General features: G+C 67.6%; 23 protein-coding genes. 7 read left to right on the top strand and 16 right to left on the bottom strand.

The annotated features are described in order from the left end of the window. Positions 1 to 6 precede the first annotated feature (6 nt). The 7 genes from BSP_RS13765 to folE all read right to left on the bottom strand — a co-directional run bounded on the left by BSP_RS13765 (position 7) and on the right by folE (position 6,068). A complete protein-coding gene (locus tag BSP_RS13765; protein WP_152950698.1) occupies positions 7 to 669 on the bottom strand; it encodes a Pr6Pr family membrane protein in 663 nt (220 codons plus the stop codon). A 15-nt stretch (positions 670 to 684) separates the two neighbouring features. Further along, positions 685 to 1,527: an aldo/keto reductase gene (locus tag BSP_RS13760; RefSeq protein WP_152950697.1), complete on the bottom strand. Its 843-nt coding sequence runs from the start codon at positions 1,525 to 1,527 to the stop codon at positions 685 to 687. Between the two features lie 35 nt (positions 1,528 to 1,562). Continuing rightward, a complete protein-coding gene (locus BSP_RS13755) occupies positions 1,563 to 2,447 on the bottom strand; it encodes a serine aminopeptidase domain-containing protein (protein WP_152950696.1) in 885 nt (294 codons plus the stop codon). A gap of 57 nt (positions 2,448 to 2,504) precedes the next feature. Then, a complete protein-coding gene (locus BSP_RS13750) occupies positions 2,505 to 2,846 on the bottom strand; it encodes an MmcQ/YjbR family DNA-binding protein (protein ID WP_054766229.1) in 342 nt (113 codons plus the stop codon). Positions 2,847 to 2,876: 30 nt separating this feature from the next. After that, a complete protein-coding gene (locus BSP_RS13745; RefSeq protein WP_152950695.1) occupies positions 2,877 to 4,703 on the bottom strand; it encodes a gamma-glutamyltransferase family protein in 1,827 nt (608 codons plus the stop codon). Between the two features lie 126 nt (positions 4,704 to 4,829). After that, the gene (locus tag BSP_RS13740) at positions 4,830 to 5,264 is read right to left on the bottom strand and encodes a biopolymer transporter ExbD (protein ID WP_152950694.1); all 435 of its coding nucleotides are present in this window, start codon (positions 5,262 to 5,264) and stop codon (positions 4,830 to 4,832) included. A 189-nt stretch (positions 5,265 to 5,453) separates the two neighbouring features. Next, positions 5,454 to 6,068 (bottom strand): GTP cyclohydrolase I FolE, encoded by a 615-nt coding sequence (folE, locus tag BSP_RS13735; protein ID WP_054766226.1) that lies wholly within the window; start codon positions 6,066 to 6,068, stop codon positions 5,454 to 5,456. Between the two features lie 105 nt (positions 6,069 to 6,173). On the opposite strand from folE, the gene cysS reads away from it, so the two are divergent. Then, positions 6,174 to 7,625 (top strand): cysteine--tRNA ligase, encoded by a 1,452-nt coding sequence (gene cysS / locus BSP_RS13730; protein WP_152950693.1) that lies wholly within the window; start codon positions 6,174 to 6,176, stop codon positions 7,623 to 7,625. 159 nt (positions 7,626 to 7,784) lie between these two features. Here the strand turns inward: cysS and BSP_RS13725 are convergent, their stop codons facing one another. Further along, positions 7,785 to 10,175, bottom strand: coding sequence for a TonB-dependent receptor (locus BSP_RS13725; RefSeq protein WP_152950692.1), 2,391 nt, complete (start codon positions 10,173 to 10,175; stop codon positions 7,785 to 7,787). A 100-nt stretch (positions 10,176 to 10,275) separates the two neighbouring features. Beyond that, on the bottom strand, positions 10,276 to 11,298 hold the full coding sequence (locus BSP_RS13720; protein WP_152950691.1) for a DNA topoisomerase IB: 1,023 nt from the start codon (positions 11,296 to 11,298) through the stop codon (positions 10,276 to 10,278). Positions 11,299 to 11,413: 115 nt separating this feature from the next. On the opposite strand from BSP_RS13720, the gene rlmJ reads away from it, so the two are divergent. Both rlmJ and BSP_RS13710 read left to right on the top strand, forming a co-directional pair. Then, positions 11,414 to 12,229 (top strand): 23S rRNA (adenine(2030)-N(6))-methyltransferase RlmJ, encoded by an 816-nt coding sequence (rlmJ, locus tag BSP_RS13715; RefSeq protein ID WP_152950690.1) that lies wholly within the window; start codon positions 11,414 to 11,416, stop codon positions 12,227 to 12,229. 29 nt (positions 12,230 to 12,258) lie between these two features. After that, on the top strand, positions 12,259 to 12,990 hold the full coding sequence (locus tag BSP_RS13710; protein WP_152950689.1) for a type 1 glutamine amidotransferase: 732 nt from the start codon (positions 12,259 to 12,261) through the stop codon (positions 12,988 to 12,990). A 190-nt stretch (positions 12,991 to 13,180) separates the two neighbouring features. Here the strand turns inward: BSP_RS13710 and BSP_RS13705 are convergent, their stop codons facing one another. Beyond that, positions 13,181 to 14,257: a YeiH family protein gene (locus BSP_RS13705; protein ID WP_152950688.1), complete on the bottom strand. Its 1,077-nt coding sequence runs from the start codon at positions 14,255 to 14,257 to the stop codon at positions 13,181 to 13,183. A gap of 79 nt (positions 14,258 to 14,336) precedes the next feature. Here BSP_RS13705 and BSP_RS13700 point away from each other — a divergent pair, with 79 nt between their 5' ends. Beyond that, on the top strand, positions 14,337 to 15,212 hold the full coding sequence (locus tag BSP_RS13700) for a LysR family transcriptional regulator (protein ID WP_152950687.1): 876 nt from the start codon (positions 14,337 to 14,339) through the stop codon (positions 15,210 to 15,212). A gap of 174 nt (positions 15,213 to 15,386) precedes the next feature. Here the strand turns inward: BSP_RS13700 and BSP_RS13695 are convergent, their stop codons facing one another. Further along, on the bottom strand, positions 15,387 to 15,578 hold the full coding sequence (locus BSP_RS13695) for a hypothetical protein (protein ID WP_152950686.1): 192 nt from the start codon (positions 15,576 to 15,578) through the stop codon (positions 15,387 to 15,389). Then, positions 15,575 to 16,456, bottom strand: a complete 882-nt coding sequence (gene hemF, locus BSP_RS13690; RefSeq protein ID WP_152950685.1) for an oxygen-dependent coproporphyrinogen oxidase — start codon at positions 16,454 to 16,456, stop codon at positions 15,575 to 15,577. The genes BSP_RS13695 and hemF overlap by 4 nt, the downstream gene beginning before the upstream one ends. 217 nt (positions 16,457 to 16,673) lie before the next feature. Here hemF and BSP_RS13685 point away from each other — a divergent pair, with 217 nt between their 5' ends. Then, positions 16,674 to 17,918 carry a dipeptidase gene (locus BSP_RS13685; RefSeq protein WP_152950684.1) on the top strand — a complete coding sequence of 415 codons (1,245 nt, stop codon included), beginning with the start codon at positions 16,674 to 16,676 and terminating at the stop codon, positions 17,916 to 17,918. Positions 17,919 to 17,922: 4 nt separating this feature from the next. On the opposite strand, the gene BSP_RS13680 is transcribed toward BSP_RS13685, so the two are convergent. The 4 genes from BSP_RS13680 to BSP_RS13665 all read right to left on the bottom strand — a co-directional run bounded on the left by BSP_RS13680 (position 17,923) and on the right by BSP_RS13665 (position 21,436). Next, the gene (locus tag BSP_RS13680; RefSeq protein WP_152950683.1) at positions 17,923 to 19,497 is read right to left on the bottom strand and encodes an EAL domain-containing protein; all 1,575 of its coding nucleotides are present in this window, start codon (positions 19,495 to 19,497) and stop codon (positions 17,923 to 17,925) included. A gap of 78 nt (positions 19,498 to 19,575) precedes the next feature. Beyond that, on the bottom strand, positions 19,576 to 20,013 hold the full coding sequence (locus tag BSP_RS13675; protein ID WP_152950682.1) for a flagellar basal-body protein FlbY: 438 nt from the start codon (positions 20,011 to 20,013) through the stop codon (positions 19,576 to 19,578). Beyond that, the gene (locus BSP_RS13670; protein ID WP_054766216.1) at positions 20,010 to 20,321 is read right to left on the bottom strand and encodes a rod-binding protein; all 312 of its coding nucleotides are present in this window, start codon (positions 20,319 to 20,321) and stop codon (positions 20,010 to 20,012) included. The genes BSP_RS13675 and BSP_RS13670 overlap by 4 nt, the downstream gene beginning before the upstream one ends. A 2-nt stretch (positions 20,322 to 20,323) precedes the next feature. Next, positions 20,324 to 21,436: a flagellar basal body P-ring protein FlgI gene (locus BSP_RS13665; RefSeq protein WP_054766215.1), complete on the bottom strand. Its 1,113-nt coding sequence runs from the start codon at positions 21,434 to 21,436 to the stop codon at positions 20,324 to 20,326. A 183-nt stretch (positions 21,437 to 21,619) separates the two neighbouring features. Here BSP_RS13665 and BSP_RS13660 point away from each other — a divergent pair, with 183 nt between their 5' ends. Further along, the gene (locus tag BSP_RS13660; protein ID WP_054766214.1) at positions 21,620 to 22,045 is read left to right on the top strand and encodes a flagellar assembly protein FliX; all 426 of its coding nucleotides are present in this window, start codon (positions 21,620 to 21,622) and stop codon (positions 22,043 to 22,045) included. 174 nt (positions 22,046 to 22,219) lie between these two features. Further along, entirely contained in the window at positions 22,220 to 22,654 is a 435-nt protein-coding gene (dksA, locus tag BSP_RS13655; protein WP_054766213.1) for an RNA polymerase-binding protein DksA, read from the top strand.

Here is a 22,654-nt window from a genome sequence, read left to right as displayed (position 1 = left end):
CTCCGCCTAAAGCGCCGGGGCCGAACTGTCACGCCTCGTTCGGCTTAAGACCCGGTCCATCCCGACCAGCGCCGATCCGACCAGCAGGAAAAAGACCAGCAGCCCGCCGAACGTCGCCAGCACCCGGCCCAGCCCCAGGGCGTCAACATTGACGAACCCATAGGGCCACCAGTGGGTGGCGAGCCCGTGACCCAGGGTCCATGCGCCGAAGATCAGCGGAAATCCGAGGGCCTTCACCGGGTCGATCCACCGCAACGCGCCCCTCGGCGTGAACCAAAGCCAGTCCAGCAGGAAGGCGGCCAGCATGACGTAGTGCAGCACCAGATTGACGGCCAAGGTCAGCCCCTCCGGCCGCCAGTAGGGGGCGATCATGAAATGATACACCAGCCCGACGATCAGAATGTAGGTCGTCACGGCGGCGCGGAAGGTCGGCGACGCCGTCCAGCGGGCCAGGGGCCATGTCGGTTTCAGCAAAGGCCCGGTCAGGGCCAGGGCGACCAGTATATTGGTCAGAATCGTGAAGAAGCTGAAGTACTGGACGGTCCGCGTCGCCACCGCCCAGCCGTCCGCCGGCCCCGCCATCAGCAGATACTGCAACGCCAGCGCCGCCCAGCCGATGACGGCGAAGGCGGCGCGCCACAGACGCGGCCGATCTCTTTCCCGCACCATGCGCGCCTCCTCTGATCAGGCGGCGGACTTGTCCCATTCGTAGGCGGGGTCCAGCCAGTCGCCCAGCCGTTCGCCCCGGTCCAGGGCGTCCATCCGCTGCATCTCCTCGCCCGACAGTTCGAAGTCGAAGATGTCGAAATTCTCGCGCGCCCGGCTTTCCTTCGTCGTGCGCGGAATGGCGATGATCCGGTTCTGGATCAGCCAGCGCAGGGTGACCTGGCCATTGGTCTTGCCATGGGCCTGGGCGATCTCGGAAATCGTGGCGTCGTCTGCGATCTTGCCCTGGGCCAGGGGCGACCAGGCCGTGATCGACGACCCCAGCTCGGCCGCCGTCGCGACCAGGGCGTCAACGCCCAGATAGGGATGGTGTTCGACCTGATTGGTGATCAGCCGCGCCTTGGACAGGGCCTGGGCCTGCCGGAATTCCTTGGACGGGAAGTTGGACAGGCCGATGTTGCGCGTCAGTCCCCTGTCCTTGGCCTCGTTCAGCGCGCCCAGGGTCTCTTCGAAGGTCGGCGTCGGCTTGGGCCAATGCAGCAGCAGCAGGTCCGGCGTGGTCCCCAGGCTCTCGGCCGATTCCTCGGCCTGTTTCAGCAGGGCGTCATGGGTGAAATGCTCGACCCAGATCTTGGTGGTCAGGAAGATGTCCTCACGTGGCACGCCCGAATCCCGGATGCCTTCGCCGACCGCCTTCTCGTTCTTGTAGATCCAGGCCGTGTCGATGTGGCGATAACCGATCCGCAGGGCCTCGGCGACCATCCGGCGCGCGTCCGCCGGCTCCAGCTGCCAGGTGCCGAAGCCGAGCAGGGGAATCTCGACGCCGTCGACGCTGAGGGTGGGCTGATCGCCATAGGTCATGGGGGGAACACCTTCTTACTGGGGGAGCCGAACAGTTAGGCGCCGGGTCCAGCCTTCGAAACCCCTGCGTCGAACCAATCCAGAATTTCCTGCCACAGCGGCTCCAGTCCCTTGCGGAAGGCGCCCTCGTGGCCGATCCGTCGGGCGCCGTAGTCTTGGGAGCGTCGCACCACGATCTCGGACGAGGCGTTGGGATAGGCCTTCAGCAGGGCCGCGCCTGTGCCCGGTGTGGCGATGGGGTCGTCGGGAAAGATCCAGGACCGGATCGGCGCCCGAACCTTGTCGAACCCCTGGGGCTCAAGGGCGCCGGACCTCAGCTCGTCCAGGAAATAGGCGGGCTTCAGGCACCACCGCTTCCAGGTCTGAAACACCCCGCGCGGCAGGTCGGTCCCCCGCCACAGCCGGCCCGCGCGGATATAGCCGTGGCGGCGCAGCTGGTGCGGTCCGAAACCGAACCAGAAGAAGAGCTCCACCGGATTGTACGACCGATGATGTCCGCCCCACCATCCGGTCCCGACCGAGACGAAGGCGTGGCGGGTGATCTCGCCCTGGTTCGGCATGAAGCCGACGAAATGACCCCCGACGCTGTGTCCGACATGGAAGATCGGCAGGCCCGGCGCCGCCTTCTTCAGAGCCTTCAGCGCCGCCGGCATGTCCAGCCGACCCCAGTCCGGATAGTCCATCTCCATGGCCGCCAGATCCTCGGGCCGCGACCCGCCGATGCCGCGATAGTCATAGGTCAGAACCACGCCGCCCCGTTCGGCCATCCACCGCGCGAACCGGGCGTAAAAGCCGCGCGGAAATCCCGTTCCGGCCGAGACCAGCACCGCCATTCGCGGCCTGTCGCCCCGAAACAGGGTCGCTTCCAGCGGCCAGCCGTCCTCGGCCTTGATCGACCGGTCTTCGACCGTCAGCCCCATGTCGTTTCCGTCCGTTGCTATTTTCAACGGACCCTGACTTATTTCCCCGACGTCAGGTCAAGCCGCGTCATGGGCCTTCACCAAGCGCTTCGGCGCGACCTTGCGCCACCGTTTCCACAGCGCCGCCTTCAGCCAGACGGGATCGACATGGGCGATGCGGGCCAACACGATCGGATAGTCGCGGTAGTGGTCCGTGAAATGAAAGGCGTCGGGGTCCATCTCGATCAGCAAATCCCGCTCGTCCAGATTATCCAGGTGCACCACGATACTGTCGTCCAGCTTCGGACGCAGCCAGGTGAAGAACTTCCCCGCCACCTTGAACGACGGTTCCCCATAGGAGACGCCGTCCTCGACGCCGGGAAAGGACAGCAGCAGAGCACGCACCTCTTCGTGGGTCATTTCCGAACGCCAATCTCAATAGGCCCAACCTCAATAGGCCAGGGCGATCCCGTCCTTGCGCATTTCGGTCGCCGCGCCATAGGTCCAGCGCCCGCCCGGGTTCATCTGCTTCATCACGTTCTGATAGCCGCCGAAGCCGCCGTCCGGCTCGCCCAAGGTCCAGCCCATGGCCCGCAGCTGCGCCTTGGTCGCCTCGGGCACGCCGCTCTCAAGGTGCAACACCCCGGTTCCTTCCTGCGGCTGGCCGGTCGGTTCCGACGAGCCATAGTGCTGCCAGCGCGGCGCATCACCCGCCGCCTGGGGCTCCAGCCCATAGTCGACCATGTTGATGATGATCTGGGCCTGGCCCTGGGGCTGCATGGCGCCGCCCATGACGCCGAACGCCATCCAGGGCTCGCCGTCCTTGACCGCGAAGCCGGGGATGATGGTCTGGAACGGCCGCTTGCCCGGCGCATAGATGTTGGGGTGGCCGTCGGTCAGGGCGAACAGTTCGCCCCGGTCCTGGAACATGAAGCCCAGCGGTTCGGAGCCGTTGTCGGGCGCCAGGCCCGAACCCATGCCGCGATAGTTGGACTGAATCCAGCTGACCATCATCCCGTCAGCGTCGGCGACGCTGAAATAGGTGGTGTCGCCGTGGTGCGGGGCGTCGCCCGGCATGACGCGGTCCATGACCCGATCGGGCCGGATCAGCTTGGCCCGCTCGGCCGCATAGGCCTTGGAGTTCAGCCATTCGACCGGCGTCTTGGAGAAACGGTCGTCGGCGAACCAGCGCGCCCGGTCCTCGAACGCCAGCCGCTTGGCCTCGGCTTGGACGTGCAGCGAGGCGGCGGACTGGAAGCCCATGGATTTCAGGTCGAACTGTTCGCAGATGTTCAGGATCTGGTTGGTCGACAGGCCCTGGGTGTTCGGCCCCAGGCCGAAGACGTCCACCCCGCGATAGTTGGTCTGGATCGGCTCGACCCATTCGGTGCGATGGGCCGCCATGTCGGCGCGGGTCATCCAGCCGCCGATCCGCTTGAAATAGGCCTCGATCTGATCGGCGATGGGCCCGTCATAGAAGGCGTCGCGTCCGCCCTCGGCGATCATTCGCAGCGTCTTGCCCAGGAAGGGATTGGCGAAGACCTCGCCCACCTTGGGCGTCGCCCCGCCCGTGGCCCAGATGCGCTTCCTGTTGTCGTTTTCCTCGATCGGGATCCGGCCCCGGTCGAAGGCGGCCATGTTGCGTTCCAGGTAGTAGGCGATGACCTGGGGCACGGGCGCGCCCTGTTCGCACAGTTCGGCGACCGGCAGCAGGACCTCCTTCCACGGCAGTTTCCCATACCGCTGGTGCGCGCTCCACCAGGCGTCCACCGTGCCCGGCACATTCACCGTCACCGCGCCGTAGCGGGGCAGATAGCCGTCGATGGCCCTGGACCGCGCGGTCTCCAGACTCAGGCCCCGCGGGCTGGGGCCGGACCCGTTCAGCCCGACCACCTTCTTCTGCTTCGGATCCCACAGCATGCAATAGGCGTCGCCGCCGATGCCGTTGGCCACCGGCTCCAGAAAGCCCAGGGCCGCATTGATGGCGATGGCGGCGTCTATGGCCGATCCGCCACGTCTCAGGGTGTCGATCCCGATCAGGCTGGCGGTCGGATGGGCCGTCGCCGCCGCCCCGTTCATGCCCCAGACGGTCGAGCGGCCCGTGAACCTGGGTCCCGTGATCCGATCTCCGATGCCGATCCCCGCATAGGGATCAGCCGGACGGGCGGGGGAGGGGGCAGCGCCCGCCGCCTGTCTCGCCTCGGTCCCGGTCGCGGCCAGGGCGCCGGCGGCCAGGGTTCCTGCGGGCAGGGCGGATAGGAAGGTGCGACGGCGCATGGGCGGACTCCTCGAACAGCCGGAACTTATCAAGTCTGCCTCTGGCGCGTCCGACAAGCTTCACCGCAAAGAAAAAGGCCGCGCCCCTTTCGGAACGCGGCCCTGATCCTGGATAGACCCCAGGTCCTATTCGATGTCTTCGTTCAGCAGGCCGACCTTGAAGAAGCCGTTCTCCTGCATCTTGTTCATGACTTCCATGAACTGCGAATATTTCACTTCCGGCTGGGCGCGGACGAAGACGCGCTCTTCCTGGCAGGCGCCGCCGCCCAGGGCGGTGCAGACGTCAGCAGCCAGGTTGTCGATCGAGGTCTGCTTGTCGGAGATGAACAGCTGACCGTTTTCCTGGATGGTGATGTACACCGGTTCCTTCTCTTCGGTCGGATTGGTGGGCGGCTGCGCCGGCGGCAGGTCCAGGCGGATCGAGACCGTCGCCATCGGCGCGGCGACCATGAAGATGATCATCAGCACCAGCAGAATGTCGATGAACGGCGTGATGTTGATATCCGCCGTCTGTTCGATGGTGTGCTTGTCCCCGCCGGAACCACCGATCTTCGCAGCCATGCACCGTCTCCGTTACTCGCCGGCCGTCGTATGCGCCGACATTCCCTATGGATCGCCCGAAAGCTTGATCGGTTCTTGGCGTTCCGATCGCCGCTTGTAAAGCGCTTCTAAACGATCGCGCCTTCCTGCACGTCAATTATATGCGACAGCCATATATATGCGACAGCCATATGCGACAGGGTCGCCGGCTCAGCCCTTCGCCAGCTTCAGGAAACGCTCCGCCAGGGCGGGATCGGACTTGAAGGCGCCGGTGAAGCGGGTCGTGACGGTCGAGACGTGCCGGTGATGCACGCCGCGGGTGGTCATGCACTGGTGGGCAGCGTCGATCATGACCGCGACGCCCTTGGGCTGAAGCTGCGATTCGATCGCTTCGATGATGTCGTTGGTCAGGGTTTCCTGATTCTGCAGCCGCCGGGCGAAGATCTCGACCACCCGCGCCAGCTTGGAGATGCCCACCACCTTCTCGCCGGGCAGATAGGCGACATAGGCCTTGCCCAGGAAGGGGGCCAGGTGGTGCTCGCAGTGGCTCTCCACCTCGATCTCGCGCAGGATGACCATGTCGTCATAGCCGGTCACGTCCTCGAAGGTGCGGCTCAGCTCCTTGGCCGCGTCGGCCTCATAGCCGTCGAACCACTCCCCATAGGCGTCAACCACCCGCTTGGGCGTGTCGATCAGGCCTGGCCGGTCGGGATTGTCGCCGGCCCAGGCGATCAGGGTCCGCACCGCCTCCAGCGCCTGTTCGCGGCTGGGACGCTGCACAGCCGCATCGCTGACGAGGACGGGTTTGGCGGGGGTGACGCTCATGGACTGGATTTCCGGCCGGCGCGGGCGAGGGCGCCCGGTTGTATCTCAGGCCGCTATATGGGACGGACCCTCCGTCCTGCAAGAAAACCTGCCGAAGACCGCTCCATGCCGCTGCACATCCACGACACCCTGCGCCGTGAAAAGCGCCTGTTCGAACCGCGCGATCCGAACCGGGTGACCCTCTATGTCTGCGGCCCGACGGTCTATGACTACGCCCATATCGGCAATGCGCGCCCGCCGGTGGTGTTCGACGTCCTGGCAAGGCTGCTGCGAAGGCAGTACGGGGCGGACAAGGTGCTTTACGCCCGCAACGTCACCGACGTGGACGACAAGATCAACCAGAAGGCCGCCCGTGAAGGCGTGCCGATCGGCGAGGTCACGGCCCGGTACGAGGCCGCCTATCTCGCTGACATGGCCCTGCTGAACGTCTCGCCGCCCGACCTGGCCCCCCATGTCACCGACTATATACCGGCCATTGTCGATCAGATTCAGGCCATCATCGACGCCGGCTGCGCCTATGCGGCGGAAGGGCATGTCCTGTTCGACGTCTCGGCCTATCCGTCCTACGGCGCCCTGTCGGGCCGGAACCTGGACGACATGATCGCCGGCGCCCGGGTCGAGGTCGCGCCCTACAAGAAGAATCCGCACGACTTCGTCCTGTGGAAGCCGTCCAAGCCGGACGAACCGGCCTGGCCCTCCCCCTGGGGCGAGGGGCGTCCAGGCTGGCATATCGAATGCTCGGCCATGATCGAACAGACCCTGGGCCTGCCGATCGATATCCACGGCGGCGGCGTCGATCTGGCCTTCCCCCACCACGAGAACGAAATCGCCCAGGGCGTCTGCGCCCACGGCTGCGCCCATGCCGAGAACGCCCACGACCACTACGCCCGCTACTGGATGCACAACGGCTTCCTGACCGTGGACGCCGAGAAGATGTCCAAGTCGATCGGCAACGTCCTCTTGCTGCACGACCTGGTCCAGTCCATGCCGGGCGAAGTCGTCCGCTGGGCGCTGCTGAGCGCCCACTACCGCCAGCCGCTGGACTGGAACCAGGGCCTGCTGGAACAGAGCCGCAAGAATCTGGACCGACTTTACGGCGTCCTGCGCGACGCCGACGCGGCCCTGGCCGACTTCGATGAGGCCACGCTGGACGAGGCCGAGCTGGAGCTGGCCGAGAACGCGCTCGATCCAGTGCTGGACGCGCTGGAGGACGATCTCAACACGCCCGGCGCAATAGCTCAGCTCTTCGGGCTGGCGAACGCCTTGCGCGATCTGCTCAATGACGCCGAGACCGACATCAATGACGTCGCCATGGCTCGCTGGAGCCTGAAAGAAGCCGCCGGCCTGCTCGGCGTGCTGTCGCTGACGCCGGACGCCTGGTTCGAGGGCGGTGATCCCGCCCTGAAGGCCGAGGTCGAGGCCCTGCTGGAGCAACGCGCCGCGGCCCGCGCCGCCAAGGACTGGCCCGAGGCCGACCGCATCCGCGACCGCCTGAACGAACTGAACGTCGTCGTCATGGACGGCCCCGACGGCGCCGCCTGGCGGCTGAAGGGGTAAATCGTCCTCCCTCCCGTCACCCTCGGGCTTGTCCCGAGGGTCCACCTCGATACCGTTCGAAACAGAAGAGGGGCGCACGATCTGTGCGCCCCTCATACGTTTTGAATCGGCTCGATCCGTAGCCCCTCAGGACAAGCCCGAGGGCGGCGGAGTGCTGGATCAATACCGCGCCCGCAGCGTGATCCCCACCGTGCGCGGATCGCCGGGGTTGCCGATCACCAGGCCCGAGTTGCCCGACTGGATGCTGACGAACTGCAGATAGTCCTGATCCAGCGCATTCTTGACCCAAAGCGACGCCTCCCAGCCGTTATCGGCGCGGAAGCCCGCCCGCAGGTTCAGGATCGTATAGCCCTCGATCTCGGTATAGCGAGAGACCGAGGCGTCGGAGTTGTAGGTCGAGCGGAAGCTGGCGTCCGCCCCGCCGTAGAACTGACCCGGCAGACCCAGGAAGCCCCCGTTCCCGTGCACTTCGCCGCCCGCCGACGCCGCCCAGGGCGACACACCCGGCAGGTCCTTGCCTGACAGATCGCAGGCCACGGTCGAGGTTCCGATCCGCTCCAGCGGGCAGGGGCCGTTGGCGAAGGAATCGTACTTCGCATCGGTCCAGGCGACGTTTGCGTACAGGTCCAGGTTCTGGTTCGGCCGCGCCACGGCGTCCAGTTCGATCCCCTGGATCACCACCTTCTCCGCATTGGCCAGATAGCCGCGCAGGGCGCCGGGACCGCTGTCGACCACATTGGCCTGATAGTCGTCCACGTCGGTGCGATAGGCGGCCAGATTGGCCGTCGCCCGGCGATCGAAGCCTTGCGTCTTCAGCCCCAGCTCATAGGTGGTCACCACCTCGGGCTTGACCACCGCATTGGCCAGCGAGGGCTGGCCGTTCGGCAGATTGGGAATGCCGGCCATGTTGATGCCCGCCGACTTGTAGCCTCGCGCCACGCTGCCGTAGGCCAAAACGTCGGTGCGGACGTCATAGGACAGCGACAGCTGACCGGACAGGTCGTCGTCCGACAGGTTGGCGGCATAGGCCTGTGGCCGAGCCACGCCCAGGCGGCGTGAAATCAGCGTGGCGTCCGCCGTCGCCAGCCCCCCGGTCGTGGTGGCCGTATAGGCGCCGGCCTTGTCCTCGTAGGTGTAGCGCAAGCCCGGGGTCAGGTGCAGCCGGTCGGTGATGTCCCAGGTCAGCTGGCCGAAGACGGCGTAGGAGTCCGTCTCGATCCGGCTGTCATTATAGACCGTGTAACCGTCCAGCAGGGCGTTCGGCAGGCTGGGGCTCAGCAGCCAGTGGGTGGCGTCAGCCCCGTATTCGGTGACCCCGTGGGTCTCGACAGCCTGGTGGAAGGCGTACAGGCCGGCGGTCCAGTCGATGCGGTTGTTTCCGTTCGAGGACAGCCGCAGCTCCTGGCTCCACTGATCCTGCCAGGAGGGGTTGGCCGACTGCCGAACGATGTCCAGCGCCGTATAGTCGCGGTCGTTCTTCGGTCCCCAGTCCCAGGCGCGCCAGGCCGAGACCGAGGTCAGGGTGGCCCAGCCGAAGTCGTAATCGACGATGGCCGAGACGCCGCGATGGATCTGATCGGCCTGAATGTCGCTGTCGACGTCCGCCAACCGGTCATAGGGATTGGTGCTCGCGGGGGCGTAGCCGCGCCCGGTCGCCAGGGCGGCGAACTGCTGGGCGGCGGGTTTCAGCGTCTGGCCTGCCGTCACATAGACCTGGGTGCAGCATTCCGGCGTCAGGTCGGCGTAGTCGGCGAACAGCCGCACCCTCAGTTGGTCGGTCGGCTGGAACAGCAACTGGCCGCGCAGGCTGATCGAGTCCTGGGAATTCTGCTTGGTTCCGGTCGTGACATTGTCCAGCACCCCGTCGCGCCGGGTCGAGACCACCGAGAACCGCCCGGCGACCTTGTCGTCCACAATGGGGCCTGAGACGCTGGCCTTGGCCTGCAGGAAGCCATAGTCGCCGAAGCTCAGCTCGGCCTGGCCCTCGGGCGTGAAGGACGGGTCGCGGGTGGTGATGTTCAGGGCGCCGGCGGTGGTGTTCTTGCCGAACAGCGTCCCCTGCGGCCCGCGCAGGATCTCGATCCGGTCCAGATCGACGAAGTCCAGCGTCGCCGTGGCGGGGCGGCCGTAATAGACCTGGTCCACATAGATCCCGACGCCCTGTTCCAGCCCGTCGTTCGCCAGGCCGTAGCTGGCCCCCAGGCCCCGGATGGTGATGGCGGTGTTGCGCGGGTTCGAGGTCAGCAACTGCACGCTAGGGGCCAGCTGGGTGACCTGGCCGACGTTGTAGGCGCCGGTCCTGTCCAGCAATTCCTCGTTCACCACCGTCAGGGCGATGGGCACGTCCTGCGCCCGTTCGTCCCGCCGACGTGCGGTGACGACGATGTCGCCCAGGCTGGCGGTCGGCGGGGTGGCGGACTGTCGCGCCTGCGTCGAATCCGCAGCGGCGCCCTCCGCCTCCGCCAGGGCGACGGCGGGTACGCTGAGGCAAGCCGTCAAGGCCGCAACCGAAGCCAGAGTGCGGGCGGACGCCCTGGTGACGACAGACATGTTCCCCTCCTGTGATCCGAAGGGAAATGCGCCCTAATTAAATCTACCAATCAACTAGGAATTTCTAACACCGGTGTATAGCGCCGCTGGGGGGCGCTCCTCAACTCGCCTTCAGCAGCCGGATCAGCGCGGTCTCGAACCCCTTGGCGTCCGGTCCCGGCAGGGCGGTCTTCAACGCGCCGCTCTCGAACAGGGCCATCACCTTCGGATGGACATAGGAGGCCCGGCACACCGTCGGCGTATTGCCCAAGAAGCCCGCCACCGCCTTGACGCAGACGGTGATCTTGCGTTTCGCGTCGGTGGGCGAGGTAGGGGGCTCCATCTCGCGCAGGGCCCGCGCCGCCGAGACCGTGCCCGCCCAGGTGCGGAAATCCTTGGCCGAGAACTGGTCGCCCATGGCCGCGCGGATATAGGCGTTCACATCGTCCGAGGTGACCGGGCACAGATGGCCCTCGGCGTCGCGGTATTTGAACAACTGGCGCCCCGGCAGCTCCTCCAGGGTCCGAACCACCCGCGCCAGCCGCCGGTCGCGGACGCTGACCCGGTGGTCCTTGCCGCTCTTGCCGCGGAACTCGAACGTCAGGGCGGCGCCGTCCACCTCCAGATGCCGCTTGTTCAGTGTGGTCAGCCCATAGCTGCGGTTCTGCCGGGCGTAGGTCGCATTCCCGACCCGGATCAGGGTGATCTCCAGCAGGCGCACGGCGGTGGCCAGAACCTTGGCCTTCACCGGCCCGCGCAGGCCCAGATCATGTTCCACCTGCGCCCGTAGTTTCGGCAGGGCGCGCGAAAAGGCCGGCAGCTTGTCGAACTTGTTCTCCGACCGGGCCGTGCTCCAATCGTTGTGATAACGGTACTGTTTGCGGCCCTTCAGGTCTCGGCCCGTGGCCTGGATATGGCCGTTGGCCTTGGGGCAAATCCAGACGTCGGTCCAGGCGGGCGGAATGGCCAGGGCGCGGATCCGGTCCAGAACCTTGGGGTCCTTCACCGGCCGCCCCTCGGCGTCGCGATAGGACCAGCCCTTGCCGGCGCGGCGGCGGGTCAGGCCGGGGTTGTCGTCGCTGCACCAGCTCAGCCCCTGCGGAACCTCGACCACGGGGTCGAAGCCATGCGATCCGTCCGCCATCCCGGCGTTTCCTTTTCAGCGGTCTTTCAGCGGCTTGCCTCAGACCTGCGACGAACGCGGCGCCGCCTTGGCGAGTTCCCCTTGACCCTGCGCGCCCGGCGCGACACGAGGCGGCATGAACTATCGCCACAGCTTCCACGCTGGAAACTTCGCCGACCTGGTCAAACACGCCCTGGTGCTGTGGCTGGTGAAGGCCCGCGCGGCGGCGGGCCCGCTGACGGTGCTCGACACCCACGCCGGCGCCGGCCTCTATGACCTGTCCGGAGACGCCGCCCGGTCGAAGGAGGCCGAGGCCGGGGTCGCGCGCCTGATGACCGGCCCGGATCGTCCGCCGCTGATGCAGGCCCTGGCGGATCGGGTGGCGGCGCTGAATCCCGACGGCGGCGCCCGCTTCTATCCTGGCTCGCCGGTGCTGATCGCCGACGCCCTCGGGGCGGGCGGAACCTATGTCGGCTATGAGCTGAACCCGCCCGTCCGCGCCCTGCTGGATCAAGCCCTGGCGGAGCGCCCCAACGCCGAGGCGCGCGAGGGCGACGGCTACGCCCTGGCCACGGCCGAGGCGGCGCGGGCCAAGGCGCCCCTGATCCTGATCGACCCGCCGTTCGAGAAGCCCGACGACTATATCCGCTCGGCCGAAACCGCCCTGGCGGTGATTCGCCGCGATCCCGCAGCGACCATCGCCGTCTGGACCCCGCTGAAGGATCTGGAGACCTTCGACGCCTTCACCCGGCGGCTGGAAGGCCGGGCCGGCCCGACCCTGGTCGCCGAGGCCCGCCTGCGGCCCCTGACCAATCCGATGAAGATGAACGGCTGCGCCCTCGTGATCGTCAATCCGCCGCCGGGCGCCGAGGACGCGGCCCGCCAGGTGTGCGGCTGGGTGGCCGATTGTCTGGGCGATCCGGGCGGCCGGGCTGAAATCTGGTCCTTCTGATCGGCGCGCGGCCCGTCTATGGTCGGGTCATGACCCGTATCGCCATTCTGGAAACCGGCCATCCGCCCGCGGCCCTGAAGGACAGTTTCGACGACTATCCGGCCCGGTTCCGCGCCCTCCTGGGCGAAAACGTCCCGACCACCCGGTTCGACGTCCAGTCCGGGCATCTGCCCTCCGACCCGTCCGCCTTTCAGGGGGTGATCGTCACCGGCTCGGCCGCCGGCGTCTATGACGACCTGCCGTGGATTCCCCAGCTGGTCGACTGGCTGCGCGCGGCGCGGGGGCGGACCCGGATCGTCGGCATCTGCTTCGGCCACCAGGTCCTGGCCCACGCCTTCGGCGGCGAGGTCGTGAAATCGGACAAGGGCTGGGGCGTCGGCCTGCACCGTTACGACGTCCTCAGCGACGAGCCCTGGATGCACCCCCGCGCCCGCACCATCGCCATTCCGGTCTCGCACCAGGATCAGGTCGTGGCCATTTCGCCCGACGCCCGCGTCCTCGCCTCCAGCGGCTTCACCCCCTACGCCGGCCTGGCCTGGGGCGAAGACGCCATCTCCTTCCAGTGCCATCCGGAGTTCCAGCCCGACTACGCCGCCGCCCTGGTCGAGACCCGACGCGGTTCGCGCATCCCCGAACCCCTGGCCGACGCCGCCCTCGAAAGCCTGAAACGCCCCAACGACCGCGCCGTTCTCACCGCCTGGATCCGCGCCTTCCTGCTGCTGACCCCGCCGCCGGTGGAGGACCAGGGCAGCGGGATCTGATCATTCCTTCGTCATCCTCCGGCGAGCGCAGCGAGACCGGGGGACCCAGCGGCGCGCGTGAGCGCGAACCTGTCGCGGACACTGGCTTCAAACAAGGAGCGGCGGATGGATTTCGCCTGCCGGCGCCGCTGGGTCCCCCGGTCTGCGCCGCGAAGGCGCGGCTTGCCGGAGAATGACGAAAGTGGAAGGGCTAAACCCCCAGCACCGCGATCAGCCCCAAGCTCAGCCCCACCAGGGCCGCCAGCGACAGCACCACGGCCGCCGCCACTCGCCCGCCGGCGCGCGCCACGGCCCGGATGTCGGTCTGCAGCCCCAGGGCCGCCATGGCCGCCACGGTCAGCAGGCCCGACGCCGCCGCCATCGGCTCCAGCGCCGCCTGCGGAATCAGGTCCAGGTTCCGCAGGGCGATCATCCCCAGGAAACCGACGATGAACCACGGCAGCAGCCGGTGCAGACCCGGCCCCGTCTTGCCCGCCGCCCGGTCCCGGAAGATCAGCGACAGCACCAGGATCACCGGCCCCAGCATCAGCACCCGCGCCAGCTTGACCACCGTCCCCGTCTGGGTCGCGACCGCGCCGAACGGGGCGGCCGCCGCCAGCACCTGGGGCACGGCGTAGACGGTCAGCCCGGCCAGGGCGCCGTACTGCAGGCCGCTCATGGACATCAGCCCGCCCAGCAGCGGCAGGGTCAGAACCACAACCACCCCCAGCACGGCGGTAAAGGCGATGGAGGCGGCCACCTCTTCGCCGTCGGCGTCGATCACCGGGGCCACGGCGGCGATGGCCGAGTTGCCGCAGATGGCGTTGCCGCACGCCACCAGCAGGGCCATGCGCGGCGTCAGTCCCAGCAGACGGCCGATCCCGAACCCGACCAGGATGGCGGCGGCCACCAGGGCGAAGACCCCCGCCACAAACCCCAGGCCCAGCGAGGACAGGGTCGCCGCGCTGACCGAGGCACCCAGCAGGACCACGGCGACCTCCAGCAGAATTTTGGCGCTGAAATCGATCCCGACCCTGAACCGCTCATCCGGCGTCCAGGCCGCCCGCACCCCGGCTCCCAGCAGAATGGCCAGGACCAGCGGCTCCAGCCAGACCTTGCCGACCGCCTCGCGTTCCAGGCCGCCCAGGCCCACCGCCGCCAGGGCGACCACCAGGCTCATCATCAGGCCGGGCCAGACCGAACGGGCAAACGCGCCGAGCCGCGCCGCCAGGCCGACGGGGCGGGGCAGGGACGGGGTCGCGACGGCGGCAGAGGCGGCGGACTTCATGGTTCCGCTTGATGCGCGCCCGCTCGACCTCGGTCCAACGGATTGTTATGGTCGTTTCAATCCGATTTGGAGATTGATTGTGACTTTGGAGCGCCTGCGCATCTTCGTCGCCGTGGCCGAGCGTCAGCATGTGACGGCGGCGGCGCGGGCGTTGAACCTGACCCAGTCGGCCGTCTCCAACGCCATCGCGGCGCTCGAGGCCGAGCACGACGTCCACCTGTTCGACAGGGTGGGGCGGGGCGTGGTGCTGAACCAGACCGGCCAGGCCTTCCTGCCCGAGGCCAAGGCCGTTCTGGCCCGGGCGGCGGCGGCCGAAGCGGCGCTGGCGGATCTCAGCGCCCTGCGGCGCGGCCGCCTGACCGTCTTCGCCAGCCAGACCATCGCCTCCTACTGGCTGCCCCGTCGCCTGGTCGCCTTCCACGCCGCCCATCCGGGCATCGAACTGGACGTCCAGATCGGCAATACGCGCCAGGCCGCCGCCGCCGTTCTGGGAGGCGAGGCCGAGATCGGCCTGGTCGAGGGCGCGGTCGACGAATCCGCGCTGGAACAGACCCGGATCGGCTCGGACCGGCTGGCCGTCGTGGTGGCGCCGGACCACCCCTGGGCGGGCCTGCGCCGTCTGTCGGCTCAGGATCTGACCACATCCCCCTGGGTGCTGCGCGAAGCCGGCTCGGGCACCCGTTCGACCCTGGAGGAGGCGGTGCGCCAGGTCGGGATCGATCCCGCCGATCTGCCCGTCGCCATGACCCTGCCGTCGAACGAGGCCGTCCTGGCCGCCGCCGAGGCCGGGGCCGGCGCCACCGCCCTGTCCGAAAGCGTCGCCTACGCCTCCGTCGCCGCCGGCCGCCTGGTCACCGCCGCCTTTTCCCTGCCGGAACGCCCCTTCCGCCTGCTGCGCCACGCCGAACGCTACCGCAGCCGCGCGGGCGACGCCTTCACGGCGGCGATGGGGTGAGCGGACGGGCCCTGGGCTCCTCATTCCGCTCTGGGCCACACACTCCCGTCATCCTCGGGCTTGACCCGAGGACCGGGCTGTCCGCCGCATTGCGTCAGCGGCGGGCGCACAGCCCGATCCGCATCCGGTCCTCGGGTCAAGCCCGAGGATGACGGGAGTGTGGGGTGCGGCGGCTTACAGCCCGAACCGGGGAAACACGAACCGCTCCAGCAGCAGCGAGGCCGCGAAGTAGAAGCCGATCACCACAAACAGGGTCAGCGGAATATCCGGCTGCTTCGCCAGGACCAGATAGATCCCGTACAGCACGGCGAACAGCACCGAGGTGGCCAGGGGCCGCAGCAGGATCTTCGCGAGGGGGGATTTCACGGCCATTTCACCACCGGGGGCATGGAGCTGAGGATCGAATCGACGTTGCCGCCGGTCTTGAGGCCGAACATGGTGCCACGGTCATACAGCAGGTTGAACTCCACATAGCGCCCGCGCCGCACCAGCTGCTCCTCGCGCTCCTCCGGCGTCCAGGCCTCGCCCATCCGCCCGGCGACGATCTTCGGATAGACGTCCAGGAAGGCCAGGCCCACGTCGCGGGTGAAGGCGAAGTCCCGGTCGTGATCGCCGCTGTCGTGGTGGTCATAGAAGATGCCGCCCGTGCCGCGCGGCTCCTGCCGGTGCGGCAGGAAGAAATACTCGTCGCACCAGGCCTTGTACTTGGCGTGCCAGTCGGGGTCATGGGCGTCGCAGGCCGCCTTCATCGCGGCGTGGAAGGCCAGGGTGTCGGGGTGGTCCTGGCGCCGGTCCGCCTCCAGCACCGGCGTCAGATCGCCCCCGCCGCCGAACCAGCTCTGGGTCGTGGCGATGAAGCGGGTGTTCATATGCACCGCCGGAACCCTGGGGCTGACCGGATGGCAGATCAGGCTGATCCCGGTGGCGAAGAACCGGGGGTCTTCCGCCGCCCCCGGAACCGTCTTGGCGTAGTCTGCAGGGAATGTTCCGTGCACGGTCGAAACATGGACCCCGACCTTCTCGAACAGCCGGCCGTGCATCATCCCCATCACGCCCCCGCCGCCTGCCTCGCGCGCCCAGGGGGTCCGCACGAACCGTCCCGGCTCCCCCGGAAACAGATCGTCGGGCGCCGCATCCTCCAGCGCCTCGAAGGCAGAATGGATGCGGTCGCGCAGATGCTCGAACCAGGCGCGGGTCTCGACCTTCTTCAGGTCGAGCGGATCGGAGAAGGCGGCGTCGCTCATGCCGTCTCTTAGACCTTCCCCCGCTTGGGGGGGAAGTGTCAGGTCGTGGCGCGCAGCGACACGCCTGACGATGGGGGAGGTCTTCTTATGGGCGAGACTTCCCTCTCCGTCGCTGGATCGGCTTTGCCGATCGACGCGACACCTCTCCCGCAAGCGGGAGAGGGTTCTTTTCTCGAGGTCGGTCTGTCAGTGTGCGTCGCAACAAGGGAGTCGCATCATGATCCGTCGTCTTCTGGCCGGCGTCGCCGTCGCCGCCATCGCCACCGTCGCCCACGCTCATTCGGCCAATGAGGCCAGGGTGATGGAGATCCTGAAGACCACCCCCCTGATCGACGGCCACAACGACCTGCCCTGGGCCCTGCGCCAGCAGTACGGCAATGACGTCTATGCCGTTGATCTGACGACCAATCTCGAAGCGACGACACGGCTCCACACCGACATCGCCCGCCTGCGCGCCGGCGGCGTCGGCGGCCAGTTCTGGTCCGTCTACGTCCCCGCCAGCCTGACCCCGCTGGAGGCGGTCGAGGAGACCTTCGAGCAGATCGACACGGCCAAGCGGATCATCGCCGCCCACCCCGACGTCTTCGGTCTGGCGACCACGGCGGACCAGGTGGACGCCGTCTTCGCCTCGGGTCGGATCGCCAGCCTGATCGGCATGGAGGGCGGCTATTCTATCGACGACTCCCTGGCCCTGCTGCGCGAATTCTATCGCGCCGGCGCCCGATACATGACCCTGACCCACTCCAAGACCACCACCTGGGCCGATAGCGCGACCGACGCCCCCAAATGGGGCGGGCTCAGCCCCTTCGGCGAGGATGTGGTGCGCGAGATGAACCGCCTGGGCATGATGGTGGACCTCAGCCACGTGTCCGAGGACACCATGCTGGACTCTATGCGGGTGTCCGACGCCCCGGTCATCTTCTCCCACTCCTCGGCGCGGGCGATCACGGCCCACCCGCGCAACGTGCCCGACCGGGTGCTGCGGATGATGCCCGAGGACGGCGGGATCGTGATGATCAACCTGGCCCCCGGCTTCGTCTCCGAACGGGTCCGCGCCTGGAACGCCGACCGCGCGGGCGAGGAGGCGCGGCTGAAGACCTTGAACCCCGGCGATCCGACCGCCGTCGAGGCCGGCCTGACCGCCTGGTCCGCCGCCCATCCGACGCCGGAGGCGACCCTGGCCGACGTCGTCGCCCATATCCAGCATGTGCGTCAGGTCGCCGGGATCGATCACGTCGGCCTGGGCGCCGACTTCGACGGCATCGGCAGCCTGCCCGAGGGCATGACCGGGGTGGACGCCTATCCGCGCATCCTCGCCGCCCTGATGGACGCCGGCTGGACCGAGGCCGACATCCGCAAGATCGCCGGCGAGAACCTGCTGCGCGTCATGCGCGCCGTCGAGGCGACCGCCGCCGCCAAGGCGAATGAACGACCGTCCCTGGCCAAGCCGAGCGCCGGCTAGGTCGTCAGCCCCAGGCTTCGACCGCGCCGCGACGTCGGATCGGCGCCGCGCTGGCCAGCTGGGTCCGCGGCTCGGCCTCGGCCCGGCCGAACAGCCAGCCTTGGCCGTATTCGACTCCCAGGGCCTTCAACTGATCGGCGACCTGGTCGGTCTCGATCATTTCGGCGATGGTCTCCAGCTTCATCGACCGGCACAGATCGACGAACCCGCGGATCAGGCCCTGCGTCATGGGATCGCCCAGCCCCCCGACCAGATCGCCGTCGATCTTGACCGCGTCCACCGGCAGTTTGCGGACATAGTCATAGGAGGTCGCGCCGGCGCCGAAGTCGTCGATGCAGACCTTGATGCCCGTCTCGCGCAGGGCGGCCAGGCGTCTGTTCGCCGCCTCCAGATCCGCCAGGGCTGAGGTTTCGGTCACCTCCACGATCAGCCGCTTGCGCTCCTCGGGGGAGCCGGAGGTCATCTTCAGCAGGTTCTCGACATAGGTGTCATCACCCAGCGACGCCCCCGACACATTGATCGCCATCTTCAGCAGGCCGGCGCCGGGCGCCCGCATCCGCTTCAGGACCTTTTCAGCCACGGCCAGGTCGAAGGCCTCGATCATTTTCAGCTCTTCAGCCATGCGGATGGCTTCGGCCGGGCCGTTGGGGGTATTGAACCGCGCCAGGGCCTCGAAATGGTGGACCGCCCGCGAGTCCAGTCGGACGATCGGTTGGTAGTGGACCTGGAAGTCGCGAGCCTTGACCACGCCGCGGAACGCCTCGGCGTCGCGGAAGGTCCGCTTCAGGGACTCGGTGAAGGCGATCTGAGGATTGGCCAGGCCGCCGTCCTTCAGACATCCCTCAATGGCGAAACGCATGGCGCGCAGCACGCACAGGCTGTCCGCGCCCTGGGGAACGGGGGCGGTGAAACTCTCGGCGGCCAGTTCGGCGCCCTCCGCTCGTCCGGCCTCGACCACTTCCGCCGCCAGGTCGCGTTTGTCGGTTTCCGGCCGCAAGAGGGCGAAACGCTCCTGGGTGATCTGGGCGGCGGAGGATCCGTGAACGGCGGCCGACTGAAGCGTGGCCTCGATCCGGCGTTGAACCCGGTCCGCCAGCGCCTCCGGCAGCTGCTCCAGGCCGTGAACGTCCAGGAAGCCGAACGCCAGATCGCGCGAATTGTCGATGATGCGGGGCGCGTCGATCAGGAAGCGTTCGGCGTCGATCAGCGGCGGAACGTCCAGTTCGCCCAGCGGGATGGCCGGACCCTCATAGGCGATGGCGCAGGATATCGCGGGCGCCAGCTGGGGCAGGACGAAGGCGCGGATCGAAGCGCGTCGCACTCGGTCGGCGCCGGCGGTCAGAAGAATCTGCAGGGGCGCGCTGCGGGCGCCCGCTTTGCTGTTCATCAGCGTCTGGAGGACATGATCGCCCTGATGAAGCAGTTCGGTCAGGGGTTTGCCGGTCCACAGGGCGCCGACGTCCTGTCCCGCAGCGGGGCCCGCGCCCAGGGCGAAGCCGACGCGCCCTTGGGCGTCGATTTCCACCAGGGCGTCGGCGGACGCAAAGGCAAGTCCCAAAAGGCGCGTGGTGATCGGCATGGGGCGACTATGATCCCCGTCGCTTAAAAAACCCGCAACACGGCGGGAACGAGGCCCGCAGAAATCAAAAAATGTCGCTTAAGCCTTGCGGTTGAACGCCACCGCGCGTCCGTCGCCCATGGCCGCCCGTCCATCGGCGGCATAGGCGGCGGCCGGCGTTCGGGCGGCTGCGACCTCATGGGCGATGGCCCGCACCAGGCCCTCGGAAATACGGCGGGCGGCCTCAACAGCGCCGGCGTGACGGGCCAGGACGGCGTCGAAGGCGCGGGTGGCCTCGATCAGAGCGGACCGATCAGCCGAAGGCGCGTCGGCCAGAAGGGCGGGGTTGGCCTTCACATGGGCGGAGTCGCGGCGATAGAGGTTGGCCATCTCCTGGGTTTCGGCCAATCCCTTGGCGACCTCCTGGGGGCGCCCCTCTTGGAAGGCGCGCGTCTCGGCCGCCAAACGCTCGGTCAGGCGCCGCGTCAGATCCAGCAGTTGGCGCACGCGCGCCCCGGCCAGTTCAGCGTCGCTCATGGCCGCGCCTCCTGCATCTTCAGCATTTCGTTCATCACCGGCCCGGCTAGGCCGATCCCGCCGGCGGCCACGGTCTTCTTGGCCATTTCGTCCAGCAGAAAACTGCGCCAGGTCGCCTCGCCCTGACCGCCGCCGAACAGGCCGTCGGTCGACAGGCCTTCGAACATCGGTTTCAGCATCTGAGACAGGAAGCTGGCCTCGAAGGCTTCCGCCGTGGCCTTGATCTTCTCACGGCTCGCGCCGGCTGCGGCCGTCGCAGCGGCGGGCAGGGGCCGGATCAGTTCGGCGGGGGCGGACAGGTCCGTCATGCTCACATCACCTCGATCTCGGCCTGCAAGGCGCCGGACGCCTTGATCGCCTGCAGGATGCTGATCATGTCCCTGGGGCTGACCCCCAGGGCGTTCAGGCCGTTCACCAGGGTGGACAGGCTGGTTCCGCCGCCAACGAGCCGCATCTGGGTGCCCAGATCTTCTTCGACATTGACCTGGGTGCTGGGCACGACCGCCGTCTGTCCCTGGCTGAAGGGGGCGGGCTGGCTGACAAAGGGCTGTTCATCGACCGAGATGGTCAGATTGCCCTGGGCGATGGCCACCCGCGAGATCCGCACCGCATCGCCCATGACGATGACGCCGTTCACCTCGTCGATGATGACCTTGGCGGGTGAATCGACGGTGACGGGCAGGTTTTCCACACGGCTGATGAAGCCGGCCATACCCATTTGTCCGGGCGCCCGCAGGGCCACGACCGTTCCGTTCTCAGCCAGGGCGGTTCCGGGGAAGGCGGCGTTGACGGCGGCGGCGACGCGCTGGGCGGTGGTGAAATCCGGATTGCGCAGATTCAGCCGGACCTCGTTCATATTGGCCATTTCGAAGCCTGTCTCGCGCTCGACAGAGGCGCCCGAGGCGATCCGGCCGGCCGTCGGCACCCCCCGCGTCACCGAAGAACCTGATCCTCCGGAGGCCGAGACGGCGCCGGTCTGGACCGAGCCCTGGGCCACCGCATAGACCTGACCGTCCGCGCCCTGAAGGCTGGTCACGACCAGAGATCCGCCCAGCAGGCTCTTGGCGTCGCACATGGAGGAGACGTTGACGTCAATGCGCGAACCCGGCGTGGCGAAGGCCGGCAGTTCGGCCGTGACCATGACTGCGGCCATATTCTTGGTGTTGGCGTTTGCGCCGCGGATATTGACCCCGAGCCGCTCGGTCATGCCTTCCAGCGACTGCCGGGTGAAGGGACAGTTGCGCAGCGAATCGCCGGTGCCGTTCAAACCCATGACCATGCCGTAGCCGACCAGTTGGTTGCCGCGAACGCCTTCAACGGCGGCGATGTCCTTGATCCGCGACTGGGCTGCGGCCGCGGACGCGCTGACGCCCAGGGCCAGGACGGCCAAGGGCGTGACGAGGCGGGCGAGCAGATTCTGCATGGGTCGGACGTCTCTGAGGCTTCTTCTGATGCCTTATGCCAGGATCGTGCCGTGATCTAAGCTGTTGAAAATATGGTGGTGTGGCGGCTTGTGGGTGGATGGTGAGGGCAAATTCTGCCCAGCTGTTAACCAAACGGTCACTCCGTTCCTCAAGGATATGATCATGAGCCGGAGCATGCGCGGATGAAGGTCACAGGGACCACGGGCCCCCAAGCCCCGACCAGCGGCAAGTCCGCTCGCTCGGCCAGCGGCTTTTCGCTCGGTCAAGCCGGCGGGGCGTCGGCGCCCACCGCCGCTTCAGCCGCCGCCGCACCGACGAGCGTCGCCGACGTCTCGGCCCTGATGGCTCTCCAAGGCGTGGAGGGGCCGCTGGAAAAACGTCGGCGCGCCATCAAGCGGGGCGCAGGGCTTTTGGACCGGCTCGACGAGATGAAACTGGCTCTGTTGTCCGGCGAGGGCGATCCCGCCTTGTTGGAACGGCTGGCCCGCAATCTGCGCGAAGAGCGCCCCGATGGCGGGGATGCGGGGTTGAACGCCGTGCTGGATCAGATCGACCTGCGCGCCGCTGTGGAACTGGCCAAGGCCGAACTGCGTCGCGGCGAGGCTTGATCGTAAAAGCTTCGGCTTTTCAAGATCGAGGACGGGGCCTTAGCTGGGTTCCTATTTCATCAAGGCGCTCACGGAATCATGATCACGGAATCGCGAACGCCGTTGCCGCGACTCGTCGGGCTGACTATACGGCCCCTACGCCACAGGGGGGCGTGATTAGAGAGCGTGAGTGGGATGAGCGCCTTGGCGTCCGTTGTGTCCGACGAAACCGGTCCTTACCGCCCGTCGGACGACGAGCCGTTCATGAATGAGCGGCAACTGGCTTACTTCAAAAAGAAGCTGCTGGACTGGAAGGATGAAATCCTTCGCGAGTCCAAGGGGACGGTCGTCAACCTGAAGGCGGAGACGGAAAACCATCCCGATCTGGTCGATCGCGCCTCTTCGGAGTCGGATCGCGCCCTGGAATTGCGGACCCGCGATCGGCAGCGCAAGCTGATCTCCAAGATCGACGACGCCCTGCGGCGGATCGAGGACGGCTCCTACGGCTATTGCGAGGACACCGGCGAACCCATTGGCTTGGGTCGTCTGGAGGCTCGCCCCACCGCGACCCTGTCGGTCGAGGCGCAGGAGCGCCACGAACGCCGCGAGCGGGTTCACCGGGACGACTGA

The sequence above is a fragment of the Brevundimonas sp. Bb-A genome, assembly GCF_009394735.1.
In the GTDB taxonomy this organism is placed as follows: Bacteria; Pseudomonadota; Alphaproteobacteria; order Caulobacterales; family Caulobacteraceae; genus Brevundimonas; species Brevundimonas aurantiaca.
This window is presented reverse-complemented; position numbering and strand designations above follow the sequence as displayed.